Annotated in this window: 25 protein-coding genes; 7 read left to right on the top strand and 18 right to left on the bottom strand. The window is 66.6% G+C overall.

Annotation, left to right across the window (positions count from 1 at the left end; genetic code table 11):
* Positions 1-5 precede the first annotated feature (5 nt).
* The 3 genes from FHS02_RS18730 to FHS02_RS18720 are packed head-to-tail and all read left to right on the top strand — an operon-like array spanning position 6 to position 3,946.
* Entirely contained in the window at positions 6-2,264 is a 2,259-nt protein-coding gene (locus tag FHS02_RS18730; protein WP_137315859.1) for a TonB-dependent receptor, read from the top strand.
* A 19-nt stretch (positions 2,265-2,283) separates the two neighbouring features.
* Positions 2,284-3,123 carry an ATP-binding cassette domain-containing protein gene (locus tag FHS02_RS18725; protein ID WP_137315858.1) on the top strand — a complete coding sequence of 280 codons (840 nt, stop codon included), beginning with the start codon at positions 2,284-2,286 and terminating at the stop codon, positions 3,121-3,123.
* Positions 3,116-3,946, top strand: a complete 831-nt coding sequence (locus FHS02_RS18720) for an ABC transporter permease (protein ID WP_137315857.1) — start codon at positions 3,116-3,118, stop codon at positions 3,944-3,946. The genes FHS02_RS18725 and FHS02_RS18720 overlap by 8 nt, the downstream gene beginning before the upstream one ends.
* A gap of 186 nt (positions 3,947-4,132) precedes the next feature.
* Here FHS02_RS18720 and FHS02_RS18715 read toward each other — a convergent pair whose 3' ends face one another.
* From FHS02_RS18715 to FHS02_RS18680, 8 genes are read right to left on the bottom strand one after another with little or no spacing between them, the layout of a single operon-like run.
* Positions 4,133-4,441, bottom strand: coding sequence for a DUF971 domain-containing protein (locus FHS02_RS18715; protein ID WP_137315856.1), 309 nt, complete (start codon positions 4,439-4,441; stop codon positions 4,133-4,135).
* Positions 4,438-5,394 (bottom strand): HEAT repeat domain-containing protein, encoded by a 957-nt coding sequence (locus FHS02_RS18710; protein WP_137315855.1) that lies wholly within the window; start codon positions 5,392-5,394, stop codon positions 4,438-4,440. Before FHS02_RS18710 ends, FHS02_RS18715 begins: the two co-directional genes overlap by 4 nt.
* A gap of 12 nt (positions 5,395-5,406) precedes the next feature.
* Positions 5,407-6,288 carry an ABC transporter ATP-binding protein gene (locus FHS02_RS18705; RefSeq protein ID WP_137315854.1) on the bottom strand — a complete coding sequence of 294 codons (882 nt, stop codon included), beginning with the start codon at positions 6,286-6,288 and terminating at the stop codon, positions 5,407-5,409.
* Positions 6,285-7,079: an ABC transporter permease gene (locus tag FHS02_RS18700; protein ID WP_229422319.1), complete on the bottom strand. Its 795-nt coding sequence runs from the start codon at positions 7,077-7,079 to the stop codon at positions 6,285-6,287. Before FHS02_RS18700 ends, FHS02_RS18705 begins: the two co-directional genes overlap by 4 nt.
* A 12-nt stretch (positions 7,080-7,091) precedes the next feature.
* The gene (locus tag FHS02_RS18695; RefSeq protein WP_137315852.1) at positions 7,092-8,489 is read right to left on the bottom strand and encodes an ABC transporter substrate-binding protein; all 1,398 of its coding nucleotides are present in this window, start codon (positions 8,487-8,489) and stop codon (positions 7,092-7,094) included.
* Positions 8,490-8,506: 17 nt separating this feature from the next.
* Positions 8,507-8,740 (bottom strand): 4Fe-4S dicluster domain-containing protein, encoded by a 234-nt coding sequence (locus FHS02_RS18690; protein ID WP_130186406.1) that lies wholly within the window; start codon positions 8,738-8,740, stop codon positions 8,507-8,509.
* A 10-nt stretch (positions 8,741-8,750) separates the two neighbouring features.
* The gene (locus FHS02_RS18685; protein ID WP_137315851.1) at positions 8,751-10,475 is read right to left on the bottom strand and encodes a fumarate reductase/succinate dehydrogenase flavoprotein subunit; all 1,725 of its coding nucleotides are present in this window, start codon (positions 10,473-10,475) and stop codon (positions 8,751-8,753) included.
* Between the two features lies 1 nt (position 10,476).
* Positions 10,477-11,241, bottom strand: a complete 765-nt coding sequence (locus FHS02_RS18680) for a GntR family transcriptional regulator (protein WP_137315850.1) — start codon at positions 11,239-11,241, stop codon at positions 10,477-10,479.
* Between the two features lie 225 nt (positions 11,242-11,466).
* Here FHS02_RS18680 and FHS02_RS18675 point away from each other — a divergent pair, with 225 nt between their 5' ends.
* A complete protein-coding gene (locus FHS02_RS18675) occupies positions 11,467-12,288 on the top strand; it encodes a class I SAM-dependent methyltransferase (RefSeq protein ID WP_137315849.1) in 822 nt (273 codons plus the stop codon).
* Between the two features lie 4 nt (positions 12,289-12,292).
* Here FHS02_RS18675 and FHS02_RS18670 read toward each other — a convergent pair whose 3' ends face one another.
* The 3 genes from FHS02_RS18670 to oxc form a co-directional block, all read right to left on the bottom strand.
* Entirely contained in the window at positions 12,293-12,739 is a 447-nt protein-coding gene (locus tag FHS02_RS18670) for a PAS domain-containing protein (protein WP_137315848.1), read from the bottom strand.
* Between the two features lie 80 nt (positions 12,740-12,819).
* Complete coding sequence (gene frc, locus FHS02_RS18665; protein WP_137315847.1) at positions 12,820-14,070, bottom strand: formyl-CoA transferase; 1,251 nt, start codon at positions 14,068-14,070, stop codon at positions 12,820-12,822.
* A 96-nt stretch (positions 14,071-14,166) separates the two neighbouring features.
* Entirely contained in the window at positions 14,167-15,873 is a 1,707-nt protein-coding gene (gene oxc, locus FHS02_RS18660) for an oxalyl-CoA decarboxylase (RefSeq protein WP_175424899.1), read from the bottom strand.
* A 158-nt stretch (positions 15,874-16,031) separates the two neighbouring features.
* On the opposite strand from oxc, the gene FHS02_RS18655 reads away from it, so the two are divergent.
* Positions 16,032-16,640: a Crp/Fnr family transcriptional regulator gene (locus FHS02_RS18655; protein WP_137315845.1), complete on the top strand. Its 609-nt coding sequence runs from the start codon at positions 16,032-16,034 to the stop codon at positions 16,638-16,640.
* A gap of 235 nt (positions 16,641-16,875) precedes the next feature.
* Positions 16,876-17,025, top strand: coding sequence for a hypothetical protein (locus tag FHS02_RS18650; RefSeq protein ID WP_175424898.1), 150 nt, complete (start codon positions 16,876-16,878; stop codon positions 17,023-17,025).
* 66 nt (positions 17,026-17,091) lie between these two features.
* Here the strand turns inward: FHS02_RS18650 and FHS02_RS18645 are convergent, their stop codons facing one another.
* From FHS02_RS18645 to FHS02_RS18630, 4 genes are all read right to left on the bottom strand, one after another.
* Complete coding sequence (locus FHS02_RS18645; RefSeq protein WP_137317632.1) at positions 17,092-18,108, bottom strand: 2-dehydropantoate 2-reductase; 1,017 nt, start codon at positions 18,106-18,108, stop codon at positions 17,092-17,094.
* Positions 18,109-18,124: 16 nt separating this feature from the next.
* Entirely contained in the window at positions 18,125-18,892 is a 768-nt protein-coding gene (locus tag FHS02_RS18640; protein ID WP_137315844.1) for a fumarylacetoacetate hydrolase family protein, read from the bottom strand.
* A gap of 103 nt (positions 18,893-18,995) precedes the next feature.
* On the bottom strand, positions 18,996-20,351 hold the full coding sequence (gene oxlT / locus FHS02_RS18635; protein ID WP_137315843.1) for an oxalate/formate MFS antiporter: 1,356 nt from the start codon (positions 20,349-20,351) through the stop codon (positions 18,996-18,998).
* 365 nt (positions 20,352-20,716) lie between these two features.
* Positions 20,717-21,025, bottom strand: coding sequence for a hypothetical protein (locus tag FHS02_RS18630; RefSeq protein WP_137315842.1), 309 nt, complete (start codon positions 21,023-21,025; stop codon positions 20,717-20,719).
* A gap of 152 nt (positions 21,026-21,177) precedes the next feature.
* Here FHS02_RS18630 and FHS02_RS18625 point away from each other — a divergent pair, with 152 nt between their 5' ends.
* A complete protein-coding gene (locus FHS02_RS18625; protein WP_137315841.1) occupies positions 21,178-22,107 on the top strand; it encodes a LysR family transcriptional regulator in 930 nt (309 codons plus the stop codon).
* A gap of 196 nt (positions 22,108-22,303) precedes the next feature.
* On the opposite strand, the gene FHS02_RS18620 is transcribed toward FHS02_RS18625, so the two are convergent.
* The 3 genes from FHS02_RS18620 to FHS02_RS18610 all read right to left on the bottom strand — a co-directional run bounded on the left by FHS02_RS18620 (position 22,304) and on the right by FHS02_RS18610 (position 25,726).
* A complete protein-coding gene (locus FHS02_RS18620) occupies positions 22,304-23,236 on the bottom strand; it encodes a histone deacetylase family protein (protein WP_137315840.1) in 933 nt (310 codons plus the stop codon).
* 13 nt (positions 23,237-23,249) lie between these two features.
* The gene (gene frc, locus FHS02_RS18615; RefSeq protein WP_137315839.1) at positions 23,250-24,497 is read right to left on the bottom strand and encodes a formyl-CoA transferase; all 1,248 of its coding nucleotides are present in this window, start codon (positions 24,495-24,497) and stop codon (positions 23,250-23,252) included.
* Between the two features lie 164 nt (positions 24,498-24,661).
* Positions 24,662-25,726, bottom strand: a complete 1,065-nt coding sequence (locus FHS02_RS18610; RefSeq protein WP_137315838.1) for a substrate-binding domain-containing protein — start codon at positions 25,724-25,726, stop codon at positions 24,662-24,664.
* Positions 25,727-25,779 lie beyond the last annotated feature (53 nt).

Raw genomic sequence — 25,779 nt, 5'->3', positions numbered from 1 at the left:
CCACGATGTCCGTCCTGTCCAGAACGCAGTTCCCCCTGAAACCCCTCACCCTGCTGGTGCTGCAGGCGCTGGCCGGCGCAGCGCTTGCCGCCGAACCCGCACCGGCACCGGAGCCTGCCCCCGATCCTGCGACCCGCACCGAAGCACCGATTGAAACCGTGTTTGTGCAGGGCCAGGTGCGGCAGGTGCAGAACGTCACCCGCAAGGACCTGCAGCAGGCCACGCCCGGCACCAGCCCATTGAAGACGCTGGAAAAACTGCCCGGCGTGTCGTTCCAGTCGGCCGACCCGTTCGGCGCCTACGAATGGTCGACGCACATCTCGATCCGGGGCTTCGGGCAGAACCAGCTAGGCTTCACGCTGGATGGCATTCCGCTGGGCGACATGAGCTACCGGAACCACAACGGCCTGCACGTCAGCCGCGCGGTCTCGTCGGAGAATATCGGCAGCGTGACGGTGTCGCAGGGCGCCGGCGCGCTGGGCACCGCATCGACCAGCAACCTGGGCGGCGCGGTGGCGTTTACGACCCGCGGCCCGCAGGATACCGCCGGCGTGCAGCTGGCCCAGACCTTCGGCACCGAAAACACGTCGCGCACCTTCGTTCGCTACGATACCGGCCTGCTGCCGACCGGCACCAAGGCGTATGTCTCCGCGACGCGCCAGCGCGCCGACAAGTGGAAGGGCGACGGGGGCCAGGACCAGGACCAGTTCAATGCGACCGTCGAACAGGAACTGGGCCGGCACGTGCTGGGCGCGTTCTTCAACTACTCCGAACGCACCGAGACCGATTACCAGGATCTGTCGTTCGACTCGGTGCGCCGCCTCGGCTACGACTGGGACAACTATGCGCCCGACTGGCAGCGCGCCGTCAACGCGGCCAACGGCATCTACACCGGCGGCGTGAACAACCTGGACGACGCCTACTACCTGGGCCGCGGCATCCGCCACGACTGGCTCGCCGGCGCGAAGCTGGAACTGAACCCGGCGGACGGCGTGCGCTGGGACACCACCGTGTACGGCCACCGCAACCGTGGCGAAAGCCACTGGTACACGCCGTACACGCCCTCTTCCGCCACGGTACCGGTCTCGGTCCGCGCGCAGGAATACGGCATCGAGCGGGTGGGCGTGGTCAGCGGCCTGACATGGGAGATCGGCAATCACACGGTGACCGCCGGTGCCTGGGGCGAGCGCAGCACGCACTCCTGGTCGCGCGCGTTCCACGCGGTGGCCGGGCCGGAGGATACCTCGCATTTCCTCGACAACCCGTTCTCCACCGTGATCGCGCAGCGCTTCACGACGAAGACGCGCCAGTTCCACGTGCAGGACAGCATCGCCCTGCTGCAGGACCGGCTGAAGCTGAACGCCGGCTTCAAGAGCACCAAGGCCACCATCGACGGTGACAATGATATCGGCGGGCGCGCGGCCGGCACGCTGGAAGCGTCGAAGAAATTCCTGCCGCAGGCCGGACTGACGTTCGCCGTGACGCCGCAAACGGAACTGTTCACGTCGTGGTCGAAGAACCTGAAGGCGCACATTGCCGGCGCCGACGGCCCGTTCTCGCAGACGCAGGCCGCATTCGACCTGTCGAAGCCGGGCCTGAAGCCGGAAACGTCGACCACGGTCGACCTGGGTGTGCGAGCGAAGAACGGCAGCGTGCAGGGCTCCGTGGCGCTGTATGCCGCCGACTTCAAGAACCGGCAACTGAACGTGGCCACCTGCACCGGCATCGTCGGCTGCCCCACCACGCTGACCAATATCGGCAAGGTGGAAACCCGCGGCCTCGAAGCGGCGCTGGACTGGAAGCTGGCGCGCGAATGGAAGTGGTTCAATTCGTTCACGTACAACCGTTCCGAATACAAGGATGCGCCGCTGTACTACGAGGGAGCGGCCGCGATCGACGTCAACGGCAAGCGCGTCGTCGATGCGCCGCGCGTGCTGTTCAACACCGAGCTGTCCTTCGAGCATGCCGGGTGGTTCGCCCGCGTCGATGCGAAGTACACGGGCAAGCGCTACTACACCTACCTGAACGACAGCCCGGTGCCGTCGTACTGGATCGCCAACGCGGCCGCCGGATACAGGCTGGGCGCGGCCGGCCCGTTCAAGGAGGCGGCGATCCAGCTGAACGTGGCCAACCTGTTCGACAAGAAGTACTTCGCCACGATCGGCACCAACGGCTTCGCCAGCACCGACCCTTCGGGCGCGTTCGCGACGATGCTGGCCGGCTCGCCGCGCGCGGCATTCCTGTCGCTGAGCGGCAAACTGTAACCTTACCGGGAGAAGCGTCATGACGGCCATGGTCACCCTGCATCACGTGACGAAGATCTACCCGCCGGCACCGGACGCGCCGGCCGGCGGCCGCGCCGCGGCGCTGGACGGCATCTCGCTCGATGTCGGCGAAGGGGAAATCTGCGTGCTGATGGGCCTTTCCGGCTGCGGCAAGTCGACGCTGCTGCGGCTGATGAACGGGCTGGTGCCGTCGACCTCGGGCCAGGTGATCGTCGGCGGGCACGATCTCGGCACGCTTTCCGAGCGCAAGCTGCAATACCTGCGGCGCGGCACGATGGCGATGGTGTTCCAGTCGTTCGCGCTGTTCCCGCACCGCAGCGTGATCGACAATGCCGCCTTCGGCCTGGAGATCGCCGGCGTACCGAAAGCGGAGCGGCATCGCCGTGCCGCCGAAGTGCTGGAGCAGGTGGGGCTGGCCGGCAATGCGAAACAGTTCCCGCACCAGCTGTCCGGCGGCATGCGCCAGCGCGTCGGCCTGGCCCGTGCGCTGGCCGTCGATCCGGCGCTGCTGCTGATGGACGAAGCCTTCTCCGCGCTGGACCCGCTGACCCGCCGCGACATGCAGGACCTGCTGCTCGACCTGCAGGCGGAAAAACGCCGCACCATCGTGTTCGTGTCGCACGACGTCGACGAGGCGATGCACCTGGCCGACCGGATCGCCCTGCTCCATGACGGCAAGCTGCTGCAGCACGGTACGCCGGAGGAACTGGCGGCCAGCCCGGTGGACGAGCATGTGCGCAGGTTCTTCCGCGGCGTCGCGCCGGCCTTGCAGGCATCCCATGCCCTGGCCGCGGCGGCACCGCAGGCTGCCGCCCGCATGGGAGCGTTGCATGGATAAGCTGGGATTGGGCAGCCATATCAACGATGGCGTGCACTGGCTGGTGGATCACAACGGCGCGCTGTTCGACGTGGTCGGCCGCGGCATCGAAGCCTTCACGGGCACGGTGGAAGCGGCATTGCAGGCGCTGCCCTGGTGGCTGCTGGCGGCGCTGGCGGCGGTCGTGGCCTGGCGGCGCGTGTCGTCGGGCTTCGCCGTGCTGGCCGCGCTGGCGCTCGGCCTGATCGAGGCGCTGGGCTACTGGCCGCAGACGATGGCGACGCTGGGCCTGACGCTGGCCGCCACCGCCATCAGCCTGCTGCTCGGCGTGCCGCTGGGGATCCTGGCCGCGCGGCACCGCGGCGTGCACGCGGCACTGCGGCCGGTGCTCGATTTCATGCAGACGATGCCGGCCTTCGTCTACCTGATCCCCGCCGTGATGCTGTTCGGCCTGGGGCGCGTGCCCGGCGTGCTGGCCACCGTGGTCTTCGCGATGCCGCCCGCGGTGCGGCTGACCACGATGGGCATCCTTGCCGTGGACCGCGAGCAGATCGAAGCCGGCCAGGCGTTCGGTGCCAGCCCGTGGCAGCTGCTGTTCAAGGTGCAGCTGCCGCTCGCGCTGCCGGCCGTGATGGGCGGCATCAACCAGACGATCATGATGGCGCTGTCGATGGTGATCGTGACATCGATGGTGGGCGCCGGCGGGCTTGGTGGCGAAGTCCTCAGCAGCATCCAGCAGCTGGACGTGGGCCTCGGCTTCGAGAGCGGCCTGTGCGTGGTGCTGCTGGCGATCGTGCTGGACCGGATCACGCAAAGTTTCGGCAGGCCTCCCGCCGCGCGCTGATCCGGCCGGCGACAACGGAATTCCCTGCTGAGTTCGTGTCCCGGTGCCAGGCACGAGGACAGGAGCTCTGCAGGGATCGGCGGCCAGTTCAGCTCGTGTCCCGGTGCCAGGCACGAGGACACGGGCTCAGCAGGGATCGGCGGCCAGTTCAGCTCGTGTCCCGGTGCCAGGCACGGGGACACGGGCTCAGCAGGGGATTGCAGCCAGTTCCGCCAGCAGCGCGAACGGGTAGATGCCCCGCGCATGCCCGTCGCTGAAGCCGAGGTTCAGCGCATTGGCGCCGGCCGGTTCGATGGCGGTCAGCCGCACTTCCGGCGCTGCTTCGACGATGGCGCCGGCGCGCCGCAATGCGCGGCATTCGGAGCAGGGGCAGGCGGCGCGCAGTTCGGCGTGCGTGAACGCATGCTGGCTGCCGCCGGCCCAGCGCACGGCCAGGATGCCGTCGCGCGTGCGGTTTTCGATGGTGTCGATGTGCGCTGCGTCGTCGATGCTCATGCCGCCTCCCCGCTTTGCTGGAGTGCCAGCCGGGCCGACTTGCGTACTTCCGGGTCCGGATCGTTGGCCGCTTCGCGCAGCGCCGGCAGGGCCAGCGGCGAGGCGATCTCGCCCAGCGCCAGCGCGGCTTCCTTGCGCAGGTTGCTGATCGTGTGGGTCAGCGCGGCGATCAGCGCGGGCAGCGCATCGGCGCTGCGCAGGCGGCCCAGGCTGCGGGCGGCGCGCAGGCGCACCTGCCAGTACGGATCGTCCAGCGCGGCGATCAGTGCTGCGGCGGCGCCCTGCAGGCGCAGCTTGCCCAGCGTGGCGGCCGCCTCCTCGCGCACCTGCCAGGCGGCGTCGCGCAGCGCCGACAGCAGCGCCGGCAGTACGGCATCGCCCGTGGCGGCACCGAGCGCGCCCACGGCGGCGCGGCGCACGTCGGCGTGCGGATCGCCGGTCGCCAGTTTCGTCAGTGCCGGCAAGGCTTCGGCATGCTTCAGCCAGCCCAGCACGGACACGGCCTCGCGCCGCACCAGCGGATCGGCGTCGTCCAGCGCGGCCAGCGCCGGCGCGGCCGTTTCCGGCGCACGCAGTTCGCGCACCGCACGCAGCGCGGCGGCCCGGACAAAACTGTCGCCGCTGGCAAGGTAAGGCAGCAGCGCGATGGCCGACGAGGCCAGCTTCAACTGCGCCAGGCTTTGCGCCGCGGCCTCGCGCACGTCCTCGTCTTCATCGTTCAACAGCCGGGCCACGCCGGCCACGCTGTCCGGCGTCTCGAACGCTTCCAGCGCCCGTGCCGCCTCGGCACGCACCTCGGCCGCGGTATCGGCCAGCGCATCGACCAGCAGCGGCAGGTGCTCGTCGCCGTCGAAGTCGGCCAGCGCCATTACCGCGATGCGGCGCACGGTCGCATCGGGGTCGCGCAGCCGTTCGGCGATTTCCGCCAGTTCCGGGTCGTCGTAATCGGTCATTTTTTCTGATCCTTATGCATGATGTGGTGCCGCACCGGCAGGGCCCAACGGGCTCAGGCGGTCGAGCGGCACGATGTTCGCGTGCGGGTGCAGCAGCGCCAGGCAGTGGCGTTTATAGGCGGCAAATTGGGGCGACGTCACCAGCTCCGGGCTGCGCGGCCGTGGGAAATCGAGCCGGATCTCGTCGATGATGCGGCCCGGGCGGGGGCTCATCACCAGGATGCGATCGGCCAGGAACAGCGCTTCGTCGATGTCGTGCGTGATGAACACGATCGTCGTCTTCACCCGGCTCCACACGTCCAGCAGCAGTTCCTGCATCTTCAGGCGCGTCTGCGCGTCGAGGGCGCCGAACGGCTCGTCCATCAGCATCACGCGCGGGCCGTTGATCAGCACGCGGGCGATTTCCACCCGCTGCTGCATGCCCCCGGAAAGCTGTACCGGGTAGCGGTCCTCGAAGCCTTCCAGGCCGACGAGTTTCAGCATGTCGCGTGCCCGCTGGTGGCGTTCGGCGCGGCCGACACCTTTCATCTTCAGGCCGAAGGCCACGTTGTCGAGCACTTTCTTCCACGGGAACAGCGTGTGGTGCTGGAACACCAGGCCGCGGTCCGGATGCGGACCGGACACGGTCTCGCCATCGACGCGAATGCTGCCGCCGCTCGGCTGCCAGTGCCCGGCCAGCCCGCCCAGCAGCGTCGACTTGCCGCAGCCGGACGGCCCCAGCACGCAGACGAATTCACCGGGCCGTATCTGCAGCGATACGTCCTGCACGGCATCGAATGCCTGCTTTCCCTGCCCCAGGCGGATGGTGAGATGGTCGATGTCGATGCCACCCAGCACCCCGGGGTTGGCATCACTGCGCAGTGCGCGTTCTTCGATGGCGGAAATGCGGTTCATGATTTCGTCCTCGTCATCAGGTACCAGGGAAGGAACAGATTGCCGATCTTCTTCACCAGCACGCTGCTGCCCATGCCGATGGCGCCGATGAACAGCATGCCCACCACGATTTCGGGATAATTCTGGATCGTGTACGACGCCCACGTGTAGTAGCCGATGCCGAACTGGCCGGAGATCATCTCGGCCGTCACGAGGCAGAACCACGCCGTGCCCATGCCGATCGCCAGTCCGGTAACGATGCTGGGCGCGGCGGCGGGCAGGATCACTTCGGAGAAGATGCTCCAGCGCCCCGCCCCGAGGCTGCGCGCCGAGGCAACCAGCCGCTGGTCCACGGCTTCCACGCCGTGGACCGTGTTCAGCAGGATCGGGAACAGCGCGCCGATGAAGGTGATGAACACCATCGACGCTTCCGACGACGGGAACATCAGGATCGCCAGCGGAATCCAGGCCACCGCGGGGATCGGCCGCAGTACTTCCAGCGGCGGCATCAGCACGTCTTCGATCCAGCGCGAACGCCCGATGACGAGGCCCAGCAGGATGCCGGCCAGTGCGGCGCCGGCAAAGCCGGCAAATACGCGGTATACGCTGGCCGACAGGTGCTGCGCCAGCTTCGGCGATTCGACCAGGTCCTTTGCCGCCACCACCACGTCGCTTGGCGCCGGCACGTTCTGGAACGTGACGAGGCCGAAGTCGACGTGCCGCGATGCGGCCCATTGCCAGGCTGCCACGCAGGCGGCGATCGACAGCAGTCCGACGATCGCGCGCAGGATTTTCGATGCGGTCGTGTTCACGATGGCTTCCGGTCAGATCGCAGTGCCAGCCTTGAGCCGGTCGTAATCCACGACCTGGCCGCCGTTCTTCTTCGCCCATGCATCGGCATCGGCCTTCAGCAGGAATGCCCCCACGTCCTTGCCCTTGACGACGAACCACGCATCGCCCGCCAGCAGTTTCAGGCCGCTTTCCTGGTCATGCGCATACACGGTGCGCACCTTCTTGCCGCCCTGCTCCAGCTTGCGCAGCTCGGCGAATGCCGTGCCGGCGTTCGCATAGTGGCGCACCAGCGGCTCGCCCTGCACCCAGATCTGCGTGAGCTGGCGGAAGTCGGCGATCGGCTTGCCGGTCACCGCGTCCTTGGCGGAGAGCGGCAGCTTGGCATAGTTCTTCAGCGCCTTGTCGTAGTCGAGCTTCGACTGGCTGAACGCGGTGCGCAGGTAGGAGTCGTCGATGAAGCTGTTCACGTCGATGTCGGTCTCGGTGCGCTTGAGCAGGCGCAGCGTCTCGATCGACGTGGCGACGGCTTGCCGGTATTCCGGTTTCCACGTGAAGTCGCGCGTCTGCAATCCGACCGGGCCATGGAACAGGTAATTGATCTCGGCCTCGATGCCGGTCACCTTGGCGATCAGTTCGCTGTATTTTTCCGGCTCGGCGGCGATCAGCCGGTCGGCTTCCAGCGCGGCGCGCAGGTAGGCCACCACGATCTCCGGATATTTTTTCGCGTAGGCCGAATCGGCCAGGCTGCCGTGCAGCGTGGCCGCCCTGGCCTGCGAGCCGTCGAAGATCTTGCGGGCGTAGCCACGGTGGGGGAACAGCTCGGCGAACGGCACGAAGTCGGCATGCGCCTCGATCTTGTTGCTCTGCAGGGCCGAACCGGCGATCTCCGGCGCCTGCGTGGTGATGTTGACGTCCTTTTCCGGATCCCAGCCCTGCGCCTTCACGGCGCGCAGCAGCATGCCGTGCGCCGTCGAGGCGAACGGCACCGAGATCGTCTTGCCCTTCAATTCGGCCAGCGACTGCACGCTCGAGCCTTTCGGCACGACAATGCCATTGCCGGAGCCGAGCGTGCTGCCGGACAGCACGGTGATGAAGATGCTTTTCTTGCCGGCCTTCTGGTGCGCGGCGCCGTTGAACGAACCGGGGAAGTCGGCCATCGAGCCGATATCGAGCTTGCCGGCCACCATCTCGTTCGTCAGCGGAGCGCCGGACGTGAAGTTCTTCCACACGATGTCGTACTTTGCATCCTTGTACTTGCCATCCTTGGGCAGGTATTTCTGCAGCAGGTTCAGCTCGCGGATCAGCAGGCCGCCGGTGGCGCAGTTGATCGTCGTGTCCTGGGTGCCGATGGCAACGCGGATCGTTTCGGCGCTGGCGCCACTGAATGCAACGAGCAGGGAAAGACCGATCAGGTGTCTGGACAATGTCATTTTTTATTCTCCAAAAATCATCGCAACAGGTAGGGGATATCGACGTGCACCGCGCCGGTGGGGCAATCCTTCTCGCACGGCATGCAGTACCAGCATTCGTCGAACTTCATGTACGCCGTGCCCTTCGACAGGTCGATGGCGAGGACGTCGAGCGGGCACACGTCGACACAGACGGTGCAGCCCTTGTGGGCGATGCACTTGTCGGCATCCACGGTGACCGGCACGCTGGTGATGTTGATCGTGGTGGGCATTGCTTCTCCTTCAGGCGGCCAGCGGTTGTGCAACCCGCAGGCGTTGATATGCGGTTTTTTCTTCGTCGTCGAGCGGCACGATGTACGGCTCGATGGCGCGCTTGAAGCAGGTCATCTGCCCGTCCTGCTTCTGCAGCTGGACGTGCACGAACCAGTCCTGGTCGTTGCGCTGCGGGTAGTCGACGCGGTTGTGGTACAGGCCCCAGCGGCTCTCCGTGCGGTACAGCGAGGCGCGCGCCGCCATCTCGGCGCAGTCGCGGATCGCATGCACTTCCATCGCGCGCATCAGTTCATGGGGATTGCGCGCCTGGATGCGGTCGAGGTCCTGCCGGATCGATTCGAAGCGCTGCAGGCCAATTTCCATCTTCTTCGTGACCTTCGGCGGCTGCAGGTAATCGTTGACCATGCGGCGCAGCTTGTACTCGACCTGGTTCGGCGGCAGGCCGTCCTCGCGGTGCAGCGGCGCCCAGACGCGCTGGCGTTCCGCTTCGACCTGCGCTTCGTCGACGGCCGGCAGCTCGTGCCCGGCGCAGTACGCGGCGGCGCTCTCGCCGGCCAGCTTGCCGTACACGAAGGCGCCCAGCATGTAGTTGTGCGGCACGCAGGCCAGGTCGCCGGCGGCATGCAGGCCCGCGACCGTGGTGCGGGCGTTTTCGTCGACCCACACGCCGGAAGCTGAATGGCCGCTGCACAGGCCGATCTCGGAGATGTGCATTTCCACCATCTGCTGGCGGTAATCGGTGCCGCGGCCGTCGTGGAAGCGGCCCCGGCTCGGGCGTTCGTTGGTGTGCAGGATCGTTTCGATGGTCTGGATGGTTTCCTCGGCCAGGTGGTTCAGCTTCAGGAACACCGGGCCGTTGCCGCCCTGCAGTTCGTTGTAAAACTCCTGCATCATCTGGCCGCTCCAGTAGTCGCATTCGATGAAGCGCTCTTCCCTGGCGTTGGTGGTGTGGCCGCCGAACGGGCCGGTGACGTAGGCGCACGACGGGCCGTTGTAATCCTTGATGAGGGGATTGATCTGGAAGCACTCGATGCCCGACAGTTCCGCGCCGGCGTGGTACGCCATGCTGTAGCCGTCGCCCGCGTTGGTCGGGTTTTCATAGGTGCCGAACAAATAACCTGATGCCGGGAGCCCCAGCCGGCCGGCCGCGCCGGTGGCCAGCACGACCGACTTCGCGCGGATCACGTGGAAGTCGGCGGTGCGGCAGTCGAACGCCATCGCACCGGCGATGCTGCCGTCTTCCGCCAGCAGCAGGCGCGTCGCCACCAGCCGGTTGGTGATCTCCACGCGGGTGCGCTTCAGGCGGCGGTACAGCACCTTCTTGATGTCGTACCCTTCCGGCATCGGCAGCACGTAGGTACCCATGTGATGCACCTTGCGCATCGCGTAGTCGCCCGTTTCGTCCTTCTCGAAGCGCACGCCCCAGCGGTCCAGCTCCTCGATCATGGCGTAGCTGTTTTGCGCGTAAGCCATCACGGTTTTCTGGTTGACGATGCCGTCGTTGGCGACCGTGATCTCCTTCACGTACTGCTCGGGCGTGGCAAAGCCCGGCACCACGGCGTTGTTCAGGCCATCCATGCCCATCGAGATGGCGCCGCTGCGCTTGACGTTGGCCTTTTCCAGCAGCAGCACGCGCAGGGCGGGATTGGCTTCCTTCGCCTTCACGGCGGCCATCGGCCCGGCGGTGCCGCCGCCGATGACGAGCACGTCGACGGTTTGTTCGATTGTCTCCATATCAATTCCCAGGGTTGGTTGTCGAGGTGCGGCGCGGCAGGCGCAGCGTGTACTGGAAGGCGTCGCCGCGCACGTACAGGTATTCGAAATCGAGCGGGATGCCGTCGGCCGTCCATGTCAGGCGTTCGATCCGCAGCAGCGCGGTGCCCGGCGCCACGTGCAGCGCCGCCGCCAGTCCGGCGTCGGCGGCGATGGCGCCGATCTGGATGTCCGCATGCGACAGCGACAGGCCGTAATCCGTTTCCAGGATCAGGAAGATGTCGCGTTCGGCCAGGTTCTCGCCGCGCAGCCGGTCGCCGATGCGGGTGGGCAGGTAGGTGATTTCATACGACACCGGCGCATCGTCGACGTGGCGCACGCGGCGGATTTCCGTGACGCGGGCGCTGGCCGGCACGTGCAGCTGGCTGGCCACGTGGGATTCGGCGGGCACCGTCAGGTGGCTGAGCACGCGGTTGACGACCGTATGGCCGCGGCGCGACATCGCTTCGCCGAAGCCTTCCAGCCGCGCCAGGTCCTGGCTCGGCTTGGGCTGGGCGACGAAGGTGCCCTTGCCCGGCACCTTGACGATCAGGCCTTCGTGCTGCAGGTCGGCCAGCGCCTGGCGCACCGTGATGCGGCTGACACTGAAGATTGCGCTGATCTCGCTTTCGGCCGGCAGGCGGGCCTCCGGTTCGTAGGTGCCGTCGACGATCCGCTCGCGCAGGCGTTCGCGCACTTGCGAATACAGGGGTGCGGCGGAGGTTTCGAGAGCCCGGAAAAGAGTCATGTGCGGTGTCCTTGCATGTGCTGGTATGTCCTGTCATGACAGGTGATGACGGTGCAAGGATGTTATCGACGCGCCGCGCAGGTGGAAACGAATCGTTTCGGTTTTGCTAATGCGGGCAGCGCCTCAGGCGCTCGCGGTATATCGATATGCGGCGGATGCACGGGCTGGCTTGCACTGCGGTGCCGGCGTGGCATGATGGCGGGTCACCGGATGAAGGAGGCGACGATGGATGCAATGACGGTTTCTCAGCAGGAACTGTGGAATACCACGGGCGCCAATGCGTGGGTCGACCTGCGCGAAACACTGGACGACATGTTCCGCGGTATCGAGACCTTGCTGGTGGAGGATGTCCTCCCCGGCCAGCAGGTGCTGGACGTGGGCTGCGGCACCGGCGGCACCACGCTCGCGGTGGCGCGCCGCACGGGCCGCGCCACCGGCGTGGACATCTCGGCGCCGATGATCGCCGTGGCGCGCGACATGGCCGCCGCCGCGGGCGTGCCCGCCGAATTCCTGTGCGCGGATGCCCAGCACTACGGCTTCGCGCCGGCCAGCTTCGATGCGCTGGTGTCGCGCTTCGGCATGATGTTCTTCGAGGATGCCGCTGCCGCGTTCGCGAACCTGCGGCACGCGGTGCGCAGCGGCGGCACGCTGCGGTTTTTCGCGTGGCGCACGGCGGAAGAAAACCCGTTCATGACGGCCGCCGAGCATGCGGTGGGTGCGCTACTGCCGCCGGCCCCGCCCCGCAGGCCGGATGGCCCCGGGCAATTCGCGTTTGCCGATGTGGTGCGCGTGCACGGCATCCTGGCCGGTGCCGGCTGGCGGGACATCCGCATCGCGCCGCGCGACGTGGCATGCGCGTTCCCGCAGCGCGACCTGGCCCGCTATGCAGCGATGATGGGTCCCGTCGGCCGCGCGCTGCCGCAGCTCGATGCCGCGGCCCGCGCGGCGATCGTGCCGCAGGCCGTGGCGGCCTTTGCGCCGTTCGTCGACGGCGATACGGTGCGCTACACGGCGGCGTGCTGGGACGTCGCCGCCACGGCGCCCTGACCGGTCAGGAAGCGACCGGCTCGCTGCGCGCGGCCGCTTCCAGCTCGCGCACGCGCGCCTTCAGGGCCCGCTCCTCGCTCCAGCGCGCGGTATCGTCGCGCACCACGGCGATGACCGACGCGACCGCGCCGGCAGGGTTGTACAGCATGGCGACAGTAAATGCGATCGACAGCGGCTTGCCTTCCTTGTGCAGCGCGGGCACGCGCAGCAGGTCGTTGCCATAGCGCGTTTCGCCGGTGGCCGCCGTCTTGTGATAGCCGTCCCAGTGGCGCTGCCGCTGGCGTTCGGGAACGATCAGGTCGAGCGACTGGCCGAGCGCGTCGCTCGCCGTGAAGCCGAAGATGCGTGTGGCGGCATCGTTCCAGAACGTGATCGCGCCGGCCGCATCGCAGACGATGACGCCGTCGCCGATGCCGCGCACCAGCTGTTCGAAGTCGATCTCGGTGGTCATGTGAGCTCCTCGATGGAAAAAAGCGCACCCGCTTGTAACGGGTGCGCGAACGGGAAGAACCTGGAAAATCCGACCCGGGGTCAGACGACGCGCTGTTCGTGGAGCGCCGCGATCTGATTCTGGTTGTAGCCGAGGGATTCGAGGATCTCGTCGGTATGTTCGCCCAGCAGCGGCGACCCCTTGATCTCCACCTTCAGGTCGGAGAACTTGATCGGGCTGCCCACGGTCAGGTACTTGCCGCGCTCCTTGTGGTCCACCTCGGTGATCGTGCCGCTGGCGCGCAGCGACGGATCGTTGGCAAGTTCCTTCATCGACAGCACGGGCGAGCATGGAATGTCGAACTTGCGCAGCACGTCGACCGCCTCGAACTTGGTCTTGTCCTTCAGCCATTCCTCGATCGTGCCGAAGATGTCGAAGATCTTGTCCTGGCGCGCCTGCGCCGTCATGTAGGCGGGATCGTCGATCCACTCCTCCTTGCCGATCGCGCGGCAGATCGGCGCCCACGCATGCCCCTGGATCGTGAAGTAGATGTAAGCGTTGGGATCGGTTTCCCAGCCCTTGCACTTCAGCACCCAGCCGGGCTGGCCGCCGCCGCCGGCATTGCCGCCGCGCGGCACCACGTCGGAGAAGCTGCCGTGCGGGTATTGCGGATATTCTTCCAGGTAGCCCACACGGTCCAGGCGCTGCTGGTCGCGCAGCTTCACGCGGCACAGGTTCAGCACGCTGTCCTGCATCGATACCGCCACTTTCTGGCCGCGGCCCGTGACGTCGCGCGAGCGCAGCGCCGTCAGGATGCCGATGGCCAGGTGCATGCCGGTATTGCTGTCGCCCAGCGCGGCGGCGCTGACGGTCGGCGGGCCGTCGTCGAAACCGGTGGTGGACGCGGCGCCGCCGGCGCATTGCGCGACGTTTTCGTACACCTTCAGGTCTTCGTAATGGTGGCCGTCGCTGAAGCCCTTCACGGACGCCACGATCATGCCGGGATTGAGCTCGCGGATGTGCTCCCACGTGAAGCCCATCCGGTCCAGCGCACGGGGGCCGAAGTTCTCCACCAGCACGTCGGACTCCTTGATCAGCTTCGTCAGGATCTCCTTGCCGTCGGCCGTCTTGGTATCGAGCGTGAGGGAGCGCTTGTTACTGTTCAACATGGTGAAGTACAGCGCATCGACGCCGGGAATGTCGCGCAGCTGCGAACGGGTGACGTCGCCCGAGCCCGGCCGTTCCACCTTGATCACGTCGGCGCCGAACCAGGCCAGCATCTGGGTACAGGCGGGGCCCGCCTGGACGTGGGTGAAGTCGATGATCTTGATGCCTTCCAGTGGCTTGCTCATGGTGCAGTCTCCTTGATTTGGTCATAACTGGGGTGTAGCGGGGCCCCGCGCCGGCAGCGGTGGTGCCGGCGTCGTGGAAAATCAAACGCGGTGTATTTACTTTTTCGCGGCGCTTTGCGGATTCAGGTTCGTCAGGCGCCCGCTTTCGGTGCCGGCCGTTTCGTCGATGACGGCGTTGATCAGCGCCGGCTTGCCGGAGGCGATCGCCTCGCAGAGTGCCCGCGCCAGTTCTTCCGGCGTGGTGGCGTGGTAGCCGATACCCCCGAACGCCTCGATCATCTTGTCGTAGCGGGCGTTCTTGACGAACACGGTAGGTGCCACGTCCTTGCCGCCGGTCGGGTTCACGTCCGTGCCGCGGTACACGCCGTTGTTGTTGAACACGATGGTGGTGACCGGCAGTTCATAGCGGCAGATGGTTTCCAGCTCCATGCCGGAGAAGCCGAAGGCGCTGTCGCCTTCCACCGCCACCACCGGCTTGCCGCTGGTGACCGCGGCGCCGATCGCGAAGCCCATGCCGATGCCCATGATGCCCCAGGTGCCGGAATCGAAACGCTTGCGCGGCTGGTACTGGTCGATGATGCTGCGCGCGAAGTCGAGCGTGTTGGCGCCCTCGTTCACCAGGTTGATGTCCGGGTATTCCTTCAGCACGTCGCGGATCGAACGCAGCGCGCTGTGGAAGTTCATCGGTACCGGATTTTTGTCCAGCAGCGCGGCCATCTTCGCCGTGTTCTGTTCCTTGCGCTGGGCGATCGCGCCGAGCCATTCGCTGTCCGGCTTGTCGATGCCGGCGCCATCGAGCCCCGCCAGCAGCGCGCCCACGCAGGAACCGATGTCGCCGACCAGCGGCGCGGCGATCGCCACGTTGCTGTCCATTTCCGTCGGCGCGATGTCGATCTGCACGAACTGCTTCGGCTTGCCCCAGGTCTTGCCCTTGCCGTGCGCCAGCAGCCAGTTCAGGCGCGCGCCGACCAGCACCACGACATCGGCCTCGGCCAGCACGAACGAGCGCGCCGCGGAAGCCGATTGCGCATGCGTGTCGGGCAGCAGGCCCTTGGCCATCGACATCGGCAGGTAGGGAATGCCGGTGCGCTCGACGAAGGCGCGGATGTCGGCATCGGCCTGTGCATAGGCGGCGCCCTTGCCGAGCAGGATCAGCGGCTTCTTCGCGTCCTTCAGCAGTGCCAGCGCGCGCTCCACCGATTCGGGTGCCGGCAGCTGCCGCGGCGCGGCATCGATCACCTTGACCAGCGAGCGCTGGGCGTGGCCCGCCTCGATCGTTTGCGCCAGCAGTTGCGCCGGCAGGTCGAGGTACACGCCGCCGGGACGGCCGGACACGGCGGCGCGGATCGCCCGCGCGATGCCGATGCCGATGTCCTCGGCCTTCAGCACGCGGAAGGCCGCCTTGCAGTGCGGGCGCGCCACGTTCAGCTGGTCCATCTCCTCGTAGTCGCCCTGCTGCAGGTCGACGATTTCGCGCTCGCTGGAACCGGAGATCAGGATCATCGGGAAGCAGTTGGTGGTGGCGTTCGCCAGCGCCGTCAGCCCGTTCAGGAAGCCCGGTGCCGACACGGTCAGGCAGATGCCCGGCTTCTTCGTCATGTAGCCGGCGATGGCGGCCGCATTGCCCGCGTTCTGCTCGTGCCGGAAGCCGATGAAGCGCATGCCCTCGGCCTGCGCCAGGCGGGCGAGATCGGTGATCGGTATCCCGACCAGGCCGAAGATCGTGTCGATGTCGTTGTGTTTCAGCGCATCGATCACCAGGTGGAAGCCGTCGGTGACTTCTACCGATACATTGTGGGTCATGGTTGTCTCCATTTATTTTCGAGGTGCCCGTCGGTTCAGGCGACCTGGCCAGCCGATTCGCCCTGGAACCATCATAGCCAGCCGCTCTGATTTGAATCATTGACCGCGGTCAAGATTCACCGCATGATGTGTATCTCGTGTATGTTGGCCGGTTACACATGACGCTCATCGCAAATCACCCGGAACGAAACATCATTCGCGCACAGCTGAAGCAGAACATCGTTCTCAAGGAACTGCGCGACAGCGAAATGGCCGCCCTGGAGCCATACCTGACGGTGACGAATCACCAGAAGGGCGACCTGCTCCTCAACCAGGGCGTCTACGACATGCAGCAGTACTTCATCCTCGACGGCATCCTCAAGCGGCTGGTCACCAACCACGAGGCCAAGGAAATGATCCTGCGCTTCTCCTCCGAACGCGACATCGAAACCAGCTATGCCGCGTGGTGCCTGAAGACGCCCACGCCGTACAGCATCGTGTGCATGACGAAGGCCCGGGTGGCCAGCATGCCGCTGTCGCAATGGGTGGATTTCCTGCAGAGCCACAGCACGGTGAAGCAGGCGTTCGAGTACGAGGTGATGAACCTGATGAGCGGCATCATGGCCCACACGATCACGCTGCACCTGCTCGACGCGCCCGGCCGCGTGCACCGCTTCATGCGCAAGTTCCCGGACATGTTCGAGCGGCTGCCGAAGAAGGAACTGGCGTACTACCTGAACCTGTCGCCCGAGACGCTGAGCCGGTTGAAGCACCAGGGCAAGATCTGACGCGCGCAGGTCGCCACCGGGCTTCCGGTTACTGTCCGGTTACCCCAGGCAGCGAACGAAAACAACAGTTTCCTACCGACACTCGCTAAATAAATTTGCCTGATTTTTGAGCGCTTTTTCATAGACAGTCATTCACACATTGAATGACCGTTATGGCTGCCGTCAATTGGACCGGGGGTGTGCCGCCTTTATAATCAAAGGCATACACGCTTTCAACCATTCAAGGAGCAGCAAAATGAACGGCCTCACTGATACCGCAAAGCAACAGAACAACGACTTCTCGCTCTCCGCCCTGATCGCCCAGTTCTTCCAGCTGGAATGGCGCGACAAGCTGAGCGACCAGCAGCAGGACCGCGAAGAAGCGGCCTACACCTGGGGCCTGTAAGGCTCGGGACTCCAGGAAAACCGGGACCATGCCGTCCCGGTTTTTTTTCGCCCGGCGCCGGCGCGGTCAGGCCGCCACCGCCTTGTGCAGCCGCACGCCGCTGCGCGCCTCGGCCATCGACTGCTCCAGCAGCTTCACCAGCGCGTAGGCGGAATCGATGTGCGGCGTCGGCGTGCCCGTCATCCGGGCCAGCTCGATCACCGATCCCACCAGCGCGTCGATTTCCGGTCCACGCCCCGCTTCGACGTCCTGCAGCATCGACGTCTTGTGCTTGCCGATCTTTTCCGCGCCCTCGATACGGCGGTCCAGCGTGACGCGGAAGGCGATGCCCAGCTTGGCCGCCACCGCTTCCGCCTCGCGCATCATGCTCGCCGCCAGGCCGCGCGCCAGCGGGTGCTGGCAGATGTCCACCAGCGTCGAATGCGCCAGCGCACTGATGGGATTGAAGCTGAGGTTGCCCCACAGCTTCAGCCAGATCTCGGCGCGGATATTGTCCAGCACCGGCGCCTTCAGGCCCGCATGCTCGAAGCAGGCGCCCACCCTGCCGGCCCGCTCGCTCGTGCTGCCGTCGAGTTCGCCCAGCGGGAACCGGCTGCCTTCGATGTGGCGGATCACGCCGGGCGATACCAGCTCGGCCGCCGGGTAGACCACGCAGCCGAGGATGCGCGCCGGCGGAATGGCCTGCGCCAGCTCGCCGGCGGGATCGACGCTGAGCACCGCCCGCCCGTCGAATTCGCCGCCGTGGCGATGGAAGTACCAGAACGGAATGCCGTTCTGCATGGTCACCACCACGGTCTCCGGCCCGAACAGCGCGCCGATACGGCCCGCCACGTCGGCAACCTGGTGCGCCTTCAGCGCCACGATGACCACATCCTGCAGTCCCGCCGCTTCATAGTCGTCGGTGGCGCGCACGCGCGCCGCGACCCGTACCTGGCCATCGGCCTCGATCAGCCTGATGCCCCGGTTGCGGATGGCTTCCAGGTTGGCGCCGCGCACGATGAACGTCACGTCCTCGCCCGCCAGCGCCAGCCGCGCCCCCACCAGCCCACCGATTGCTCCCGCTCCGATCACTGCGATCTTCATCATCTGCTCCCTGGTTTTACTCGAAACGGTTGGTGAGCCTGCCGATGCCGTCGATCTCCACCACGACGGTGCTGCCCGGGCGCATCGAGCCCACGCCGACCGACGTGCCGCACAGCAGCAGGTCGCCCGGTTCCAATGTCATGTCCTGCGACACGCGGCTGACCAGCTCGGCCGCGGAAAACACCATGTCGTTGACGGGATAGTCCTGCCGCACTTCGCCGTTCAGGATGGTGCGCACCACCAGCATGGCCGGATCGAGCCCGGTGGCGACCACGGGGCCGAACGGGCAGAAGGTGTCGAAGCCCTTGGCGCGCACCCATTGCGGGAACGTGGGATCGCGCCCGATGATCTCGCTCACGGTCACGTCGTTGGCGCAGGTGTAGCCGAAGATGTAGTCGGGCGCGCTCTCGGCGGACACGCCGCTGCAGCTGCGGCCGATCACGATCGCCAGCTCGCCTTCGAAGGCCACCTTGCCGTCGCAGCGCGGCTTGCGGATGGTGCCGCCGGGCGCCAGGTACGAGGTCGGCGGTTTCATCAGATACAGCGGCTCTTCCGGCGGCGGCAGCCCGAGCTTCTTGCCCAGCGCATGGAAGTTGTTCCACATCGCCAGCACCTTGCCCGGCACGACGGGCGTGCACAGCTGCACTTCGGCCAGGTGGATGGCGATGTCCGTGCGCTGCGGCGCATCGAACATGTCGCCCTTGAAAACGCGGATCTTGTCGCCCTCGAGCGTGCCGAAGCGCAAGGTGTCGAGATGCGTGAAACGTATCCAGTGCTGGATCATGGGAAGCCTCGTCAGGAACAGTAGGGCGCGGGGAGTCCGCATGCACACCGGTGCATGCGGACTTGCCGGGGGAATGGCCGCGGGAGTGCCGCGGAGTTGCCGGTCAGTTCGGCAGCGGCGATGCGGTCGTGGTGCCGGCGCTGCCGGTCATCAGTTTCTCGTCATCCTGCACGCTGACCGTGCCCGACGACTCTTCGATGAAGCGCTTGCGCATCGGCCGCAGCACCCACCAGGCCATGATGGCGGCCACCGCGTTCATGCCGCAGCCGACGAAGAAGACGGCTTCCCAGCTGCCCGTCATGGCCGTGATGATGCTGGAGATCGGCACGAAGATCGATGCCGTGCCCTTCGCCGTGTACATCAACCCGGCATTGCCGGCGGCGTTGCGGGTACCGAACGTGTCGGCCGTCGTGGCGGGGAACAGGCTGTAGATCTCGCCCCAGGCAAAGAACACCAGGCCGGTCAGGATGACGAACATGATCGGATCGCGGCCGAAGTAGTACAGCAGGATGATGCCCACCGATTCCAGCGCGAAGGCGATGAACATCGTCTTCTCCCGGCCGATCTGGTCCGACACCCAGCCGAAGAATGGCCGCGTCAACCCGTTCAGCACCCGGTCGATCGCCAGGGCGAAGGTCAGCGCCGGCAGGACCATGCCCATGACGTTGAACTTCACGCCATCGATCTCGAAGTCGGTTGCGATCGGCCCCATCTGCGCGGTGGCCATCAGGCCGCCGGCGGCGACTAGCACGAACATCGTGTACATCACCCAGAACACCGGGGTGCGCACCATCTGCGAAGGCTTGAAGTCGGCCGTTGTCTGCAGCACGTTCGGATTGACCTTCTTCTTGATGGCCTTGCTCGCCGTGTGGGGCGGACGCACCATCAGCAGTGCCAGCAGGATCACGATCGCTCCCTGGCCGATGCCGAAGTACAGGAACGTGTCCTGGTAGCCGCGCTCCGCGATCATGTTCGAGATCGGGATGATGGTGGCGGCCGAGCCGGCGCCGAAGCCGGCGGCGGTCAGGCCCGCGGCCAGGCCGCGGCGGTCCGGGAACCACTTCAGCGACTGGCCCACGCAGGTGCCGTAGACGGCGCCGGCACCGATACCGCTGACGGCCGCCGCGATGTACAGCACGGTCAGGGTGTCGGCATACGAGTTCATCACCCAGCCGATGGCGCACAGCAGGCCGCCGAACAGCACCACGGGGCGCGGACCCCATTTGTCCACGGCCCAGCCCTCGACCGGCACCAGCCAGGTTTCGGTCAGGATGAAGATCGTGAAGGCCACCTGGATCGATGCCTTGGTCCAGCCGTGCGCCTCGGCGAGCGGATTGACGAACAGGGTCCAGCCATATTGCAGGTTGGCGATCATGGCCATGCAGACGATGCCCATGATCAGTTGCATCCAGCGGAACGATGCTGGCCTTTCGATTGCTTTCGGTGCGTCGGTTTTCATGCAATGTCTCCCATCTGATTATTCAGCGCTGTTCGGATACCGCTGTTATTGACGTTGATGGCCGGGCCGTGGAACGGATGGCGCTTCCGGCGGGGAGCCGGAGTTTCGCAGGCGGTGGCGGGCGATGCTGCGGTGCAGTGGGTTGCTCATGGTTTGTCTCCTGTTGGGTCCACGAAAGCTGCCGATAGACTCTGGAACCTGATTTGACCGGGACCGCCGGCTGACGCCATGGGCCTCGATCACTTATTTGAAGTTCAACAGATGGAACGATTGTGGAAGAACGGTTTTCGCATATCCTTGACCGCGGTTAAGAATCAAAAAATCGTTTCGAGTAGTCGCAATCCCGCACGCCCGGCTTGCACATTTCAGATGCCGATCTGCGGCTGGCGCAGCTCGCGCCAGTCGATCGCCGCCCCCAGGTCGCCGCCCGCCTGCGCGCTGTGCGCCTCGCAGCGCTCCTTGGTGGCGAGGATCGCCTCGACCAGGAAGTCGGCGTCGTAGACCGTGAGCAGGTGGGGCTGGTGGCTTACCAGGTAGTCGCGTACGCAGGCGCGTTCGGCGCCGCAGTCGGGCAGTTCGCAGCCGGTGTCCCAGAACCAGGGCAGGCCCAGTTCGTGGAAGGCCGCGTTCCAGGCATTGCGTTGCGCCGTGGCGGCGCTGCCGGTGATTGTCATGGTCTCCTCCGTGATTGTTGGTGGTGCTGACCGGTCCCATACTAGGCGCGTCAAATGATTAGCAAAAGTTAAAGTTTTTAGGGATAATCATCAGCGATCCTTAATACATCTCAACCGCCGTGGAGCGGGATGGCCATGACACCGGGAGCGCCATGCGGAATGCGACACTGCGCCAGCTGAAGACGTTCGAGGCGGTGGCGCGCCACCTGAGTTTTTCCCGCGCCGCCGAGGAGCTGCACCTGACGCAGCCCGCCGTATCGACACAGATCCGCACGCTGGAGGGCCACGTGGGCGCCACGCTGTTCGAGCAGCTGGGCAAGAAGACCTTCCTGACCCAGGCGGGCGCCGAGCTGCTGCCGTTCAGCCGCGCGATCATCCTGCAGTTCGAGGAAGCCGAGGCGGCGATGGCCCAGCACCGCGGCATCTCCGGCGGCCGCCTGGACGTGGCCGTGATCAGCGCCGGCGACTACTTTTTCCCGCAGCTGATGGTGGCGTTCGCGCGGCGCCACCCTGGCGTGCAGCTGAACCTCACCGTGCACAACCGCGAAGAGCTGCTCGGCCAGCTGGCCGCCAACCGCACCGATCTCGCCGTGATGGTGCGTCCGCCGTCGCAGGACACGCAGAACGATGCATTCGCGCCACACCCGTATGTGATCGTCGCCGCGCCGCAGCATGCGCTGGCGGCGGCCGGCCGCGAACCGATCGCCTTGCGCGAACTGATGCGGCACCCGTTCGTGGTGCGCGAGCGGGGTTCCGATACGTGGCATTCGATGGAGGATGCATTCGGGCCGCGTCTGGCCGAGCTGCAGGTGGCGATGGAGATCAAGAGCACCGAGACGATCAAGCAGGCCGTCATCGCCGGCATCGGGCTGGGCTTCCTGTCGGCGCACACGATCGGGCGCGAAGTGGCGTCGGGCAGCCTGGTGGTGCTGCCGGTCGAGCGCTTCCCGCTGATGCTGAACTGGTACGTGGTGCACCGCCGCGAGAAAAGGCTGCCGCCGGTCGCCAGCGCCTTCCGGCAATTCCTGCTCGACGATGGCGCGGAGTGGATCGGCCGGCTGATACCGACGGCGGGCGGCTGACGGCTGCCGGTGCGCCCTACCTCCCCATCAGCGCCCAGCTTTGGTGTCGGACACCGGTTCTTCGGTGTCGGACACCGGTCTTCGTCGGAGATGCCGGGCACTGGTTTTCCGGAACGATGCATGGCCATCACACAAACACCGGTGTCCGACACCCCGACAACGGGTGTCCGACACCAGGCGGGCAGGCGCGCGGGCGCTACCTGCCCATCAGCGCCCGCACATGCGCCGCGCAGCCGCCGGCCAGCCCGTCGCCGCTGTAGCCGCCTTCGAGCACGGACACGATGCGCCCGCCGCACACGTCCGCGGCGATGGCCATCACCTCGCGGGTGATCCAGCCGAAGTCCTCGTCGTCCAGCTCCATCTGCGCGAGCGGATCGAGCCGGTGCGCATCGAAGCCCGCGGAGACCAGGATCAGTTCCGGCGCGAACGCGCGTAGTGCCGGCAGCAGCCGCATCGCCACGCTGTTGCGGAACGCCTGCGAGCCGCAGCCGGGCGGCAGCGGTACGTTGACGATGTTGTTGCTGCCGCCGTGCTCGCTGGCCGCGCCGGTGCCGGGATACAGCGGCGACTGGTGGCTGGAGCCGAAGAACAGGCGCGGTTCCGCGTGGAAGGCGGCCTGCGTGCCGTTGCCGTGGTGGACATCGAAATCGATGACGGCCACCCGCGCCAGCCCGTGAGCCTGCAGTGCGTGCCGCGCCGCGATGGCCACCTGGTTGAAGATGCAGAAGCCCATCGCCCGATCGGGCTCGGCATGGTGGCCGCAGGGGCGGGTGGCGCAGAACACGTTGTCCGCCTCGCCCGCCAGCACGGCGTCGACACCGGCGCAGGCCGCGCCAACGCAGCACATCACGGCATCCCACGAGCCGCGCGACATCACCGTGTCGCCGCCGTCGAGAACCGCCCTGCCTTCGAGGGGCGCCAGCGCGGCCACGGTATCGACATAGTCCGCGTCATGCACCAGCAGCACCTGTTCGCGCGTACCGCGCGGCGCCTCGCGCCATTCCAGCCCGGCGAATTCGGCCTGCCACAGGGCCTGCATCACCACGTGCAGCCGCCCCGGCGATTCGGGATGGTCCGGCCCGGGCAGGTGCTCCAGGCAATCGGGGTGGAACATCACCAATGTGCGCATCGCGCCTCCCGCGTCAGATCACCCGTTCGGCGCGCAGCGCGGCGATCTGCTCGTCGCTGTAGCCGAGTTGCGACAGCACTTCCGTCGTGTGCTCGCCCAGCAGCGGCGAGCGCCGCACCGTGGTGGGACTGTCGGACAGCTTGATCGGATTGCCGACGGTCAGATACGGCCCGCGCTCCGGATGGTCGACCTCGACGATCGTCCCGGTGGCGCGCAGCGACGGTTCCTCGGCCAGCTCCTTCATCGACAGGATCGGCCCGCACGGGATGTCGTCGCGGTTCAAAATCTCCATCACCTCGAACTTGGTCAGCGTCTTCGTCCATTCCTCGACGGTGGCGAAGATCCGCATCAGGTGCGGCAGCCGGGCGCGCGGCGTGGCGTAGGCCGGATCCTCGATCCATTCCGGGCGGCCGATCACGCGGCAGATCGCCGGCCACACGGCCGCCTGGGCGATGAAATAGATGTAGGCGTTCGGATCGGTCTCCCAGCCCTTGCACTTCAGGATCCAGCCGGGCTGGCCGCCGCCGGAGGCGTTGCCCGCGCGCGGCACCGACTCGCCGAACCGGCCATTGGCGTACTGGGGATACTCCTCCATCACGCCGGTGCGTTCCAGGCGCTGCTGGTCGCGCAGCTTCACGCGGCACAGGTTCAGCACCGCATCCTGCATGGCGATCTGCACGCGCTGGCCGCGCCCGGTGGCGGTGCGCTGGAACAGCGCCGTGACGATGCCCAGCGCCAGGTGCAGGCCGCTGCCGCTGTCGCCGATCTGGGCGCCGGTGACGACGGGCGGCCCGTCGTCGAAGCCCGTCGTGGCGGCCGAGCCGCCGGCGCATTGCGCCACGTTCTCGTAGACCTTGCACTGCTCGTAGGGCCCCGGCCCGAAGCCCTTCACGGAAGCGACGACCATGCGCGGGTTGAGCTCGCTGATGCGCTCCCACGAAAAGCCCATGCGGTCCATCGCGCCGGGCGCAAAGTTCTCCACCAGCACGTCGCAGTCGCGGATCAGGGTTTCCAGCACCGCCTTGCCGGCCGGCCGCTTCGTATCGAGCGTCATCGAGCGCTTGTTATGGTTCAGCATCGTGAAGTACAGGCTGTCGACGTCGGGGATATCGCGCAGCTGGGCACGCGTGGCATCGCCCTCGCCGGCCCGCTCGATCTTGATGACGTCGGCACCGAACCAGGCCAGCAGCTGGGTGCAGGTGGGTCCGGACTGGACATGGGTGAAGTCGAGAATGCGTATGCCTTCCAGTGCCTTGCTCATGCCGGTCTCCTCGTGCCTGGGATGGAATTATTTTTTTGTATTCTGCGCTGCCTGATGAGCCTGGACAAGCTTTTGTCCCGCATCAGACGCAACCCATCTTAGCGGGCCGGTGCTCGCATGTTCCTTGACCGCGGTTAAGTTTGAAAGATTCGTTTGGCAATTTATCAAAACAGCGTGGACAGGTCGTCCTCGGTGCCGGCCAGCGTGCCGTCGTACCCCGGCAGGTCGGCCAGCGCGGCGCGGAAGCGCTGCTGCGCCATGGCCGCCGCCACGGCCGCCAGCAACGGCTGGGCCAGGGCCGTCCGGTCGCAGGCGAGGAAGTAGCGCTCGCGGCACACGGGAATGAATCCCAGGCCGAAGCGCCGCGCCGCCGTTTCCACGCCAAAGCTGATATCGGCCATGCCGCTGGCCACGTAGGCCGCCACCGCCGCATGCGTGAACTCGGCGCTGTCGTGCCCCGGGACGGCGGCCGGATCGATGCCGCGGTCGGCCAGCAGCAGTTCCAGCAGCACGCGGGTGCCCGAGCCGTGCTGGCGGTTGACGAAACGCAGGTCGGCGCGGGCCAGGTCGGCCAGCCCGGTAACGCCCTTCGGGTTGCCCGGCGCCACGAACAGGCCCAGCTCGCGGACGGCCAGGTGCAGGAAGGCGTGGCGCCCGTTGCTCAGCCATGGCCGGTAGTTCGCCGCCGCCGCGCCTTCGAACTTCCCCAGCGGCAGGTGGAATCCCGCCAGGTCGCACTCGCCGCGCGCCAACGCCGCCACCGCCTCGGTGCTGCTGCGGTAGCTGATGTCGACCGCGGTACCCGCTTCGCGTAACTGGGCCACGAGCGCCGCCACGGCGAAACCGTGCGAAGCCGTCAGCCGTACGCCGCGCGTGTCGGCGGCCAGCACCCGTGCCAGCTCGTGCTGCAGTTCGGACGCCAGGCTGTCGAGGAGCGGCGTGAGGCGCGCGCCGATGCGGCGATCGGCCCAGATCAGCTTTTCCGCCAGCGGCGTCAGCACCGTGCCCTGCCCGCGTACCTTGTGCACGAGCGCCGTGCCGAACCGTTCGCTGAACTGCTGCAGCAGCCCCCACGCATGCCGGTACGACATGCCGCCCTGGCTGGCCGCCTTGCTGATGCTGCCCGTCTCGCTGACGGCGCCCAGCAGCGCCAGCAGCGCGGGCAGCGCGGTGGTGCCGCCACGGGCATCGCGCAGGAACCAGTCGGGCCGGATTTCCACGGTGAGCATATGCAAATTCCTTCCTATTGATATGGTTTTCGGAGGGTGCTAGCCTGAATTTA

Origin of the sequence: Pseudoduganella umbonata, assembly GCF_014192225.1 — a bacterium.
Classification (GTDB): domain Bacteria; phylum Pseudomonadota; class Gammaproteobacteria; order Burkholderiales; family Burkholderiaceae_D; genus Rugamonas; species Rugamonas umbonata.
Note: the sequence above shows the minus strand (reverse complement) of the source record. Positions and strands in the feature narration are given on the sequence as shown.

Coding starts and splice junctions, on each gene's coding strand:
- FHS02_RS18730 (WP_137315859.1), top strand. CDS start 6: ATGTCCGTCCTGTCCAGAACGCAGTTCCCCCTGAAACCCCTCACCCTG.
- FHS02_RS18725 (WP_137315858.1), top strand. CDS start 2,284: ATGACGGCCATGGTCACCCTGCATCACGTGACGAAGATCTACCCGCCG.
- FHS02_RS18720 (WP_137315857.1), top strand. CDS start 3,116: ATGGATAAGCTGGGATTGGGCAGCCATATCAACGATGGCGTGCACTGG.
- FHS02_RS18715 (WP_137315856.1), bottom strand. CDS start 4,441: ATGAGCATCGACGACGCAGCGCACATCGACACCATCGAAAACCGCACG.
- FHS02_RS18710 (WP_137315855.1), bottom strand. CDS start 5,394: ATGACCGATTACGACGACCCGGAACTGGCGGAAATCGCCGAACGGCTG.
- FHS02_RS18705 (WP_137315854.1), bottom strand. CDS start 6,288: ATGAACCGCATTTCCGCCATCGAAGAACGCGCACTGCGCAGTGATGCC.
- FHS02_RS18695 (WP_137315852.1), bottom strand. CDS start 8,489: ATGACATTGTCCAGACACCTGATCGGTCTTTCCCTGCTCGTTGCATTC.
- FHS02_RS18690 (WP_130186406.1), bottom strand. CDS start 8,740: ATGCCCACCACGATCAACATCACCAGCGTGCCGGTCACCGTGGATGCC.
- FHS02_RS18685 (WP_137315851.1), bottom strand. CDS start 10,475: ATGGAGACAATCGAACAAACCGTCGACGTGCTCGTCATCGGCGGCGGC.
- FHS02_RS18680 (WP_137315850.1), bottom strand. CDS start 11,241: ATGACTCTTTTCCGGGCTCTCGAAACCTCCGCCGCACCCCTGTATTCG.
- FHS02_RS18675 (WP_137315849.1), top strand. CDS start 11,467: ATGGATGCAATGACGGTTTCTCAGCAGGAACTGTGGAATACCACGGGC.
- FHS02_RS18670 (WP_137315848.1), bottom strand. CDS start 12,739: ATGACCACCGAGATCGACTTCGAACAGCTGGTGCGCGGCATCGGCGAC.
- frc (WP_137315847.1), bottom strand. CDS start 14,070: ATGAGCAAGCCACTGGAAGGCATCAAGATCATCGACTTCACCCACGTC.
- oxc (WP_175424899.1), bottom strand. CDS start 15,873: ATGACCCACAATGTATCGGTAGAAGTCACCGACGGCTTCCACCTGGTG.
- FHS02_RS18655 (WP_137315845.1), top strand. CDS start 16,032: ATGACGCTCATCGCAAATCACCCGGAACGAAACATCATTCGCGCACAG.
- FHS02_RS18650 (WP_175424898.1), top strand. CDS start 16,876: ATGAACGGCCTCACTGATACCGCAAAGCAACAGAACAACGACTTCTCG.
- FHS02_RS18645 (WP_137317632.1), bottom strand. CDS start 18,108: ATGAAGATCGCAGTGATCGGAGCGGGAGCAATCGGTGGGCTGGTGGGG.
- FHS02_RS18640 (WP_137315844.1), bottom strand. CDS start 18,892: ATGATCCAGCACTGGATACGTTTCACGCATCTCGACACCTTGCGCTTC.
- oxlT (WP_137315843.1), bottom strand. CDS start 20,351: ATGAAAACCGACGCACCGAAAGCAATCGAAAGGCCAGCATCGTTCCGC.
- FHS02_RS18630 (WP_137315842.1), bottom strand. CDS start 21,025: ATGACAATCACCGGCAGCGCCGCCACGGCGCAACGCAATGCCTGGAAC.
- FHS02_RS18625 (WP_137315841.1), top strand. CDS start 21,178: ATGCGGAATGCGACACTGCGCCAGCTGAAGACGTTCGAGGCGGTGGCG.
- FHS02_RS18620 (WP_137315840.1), bottom strand. CDS start 23,236: ATGCGCACATTGGTGATGTTCCACCCCGATTGCCTGGAGCACCTGCCC.
- frc (WP_137315839.1), bottom strand. CDS start 24,497: ATGAGCAAGGCACTGGAAGGCATACGCATTCTCGACTTCACCCATGTC.
- FHS02_RS18610 (WP_137315838.1), bottom strand. CDS start 25,726: ATGCTCACCGTGGAAATCCGGCCCGACTGGTTCCTGCGCGATGCCCGT.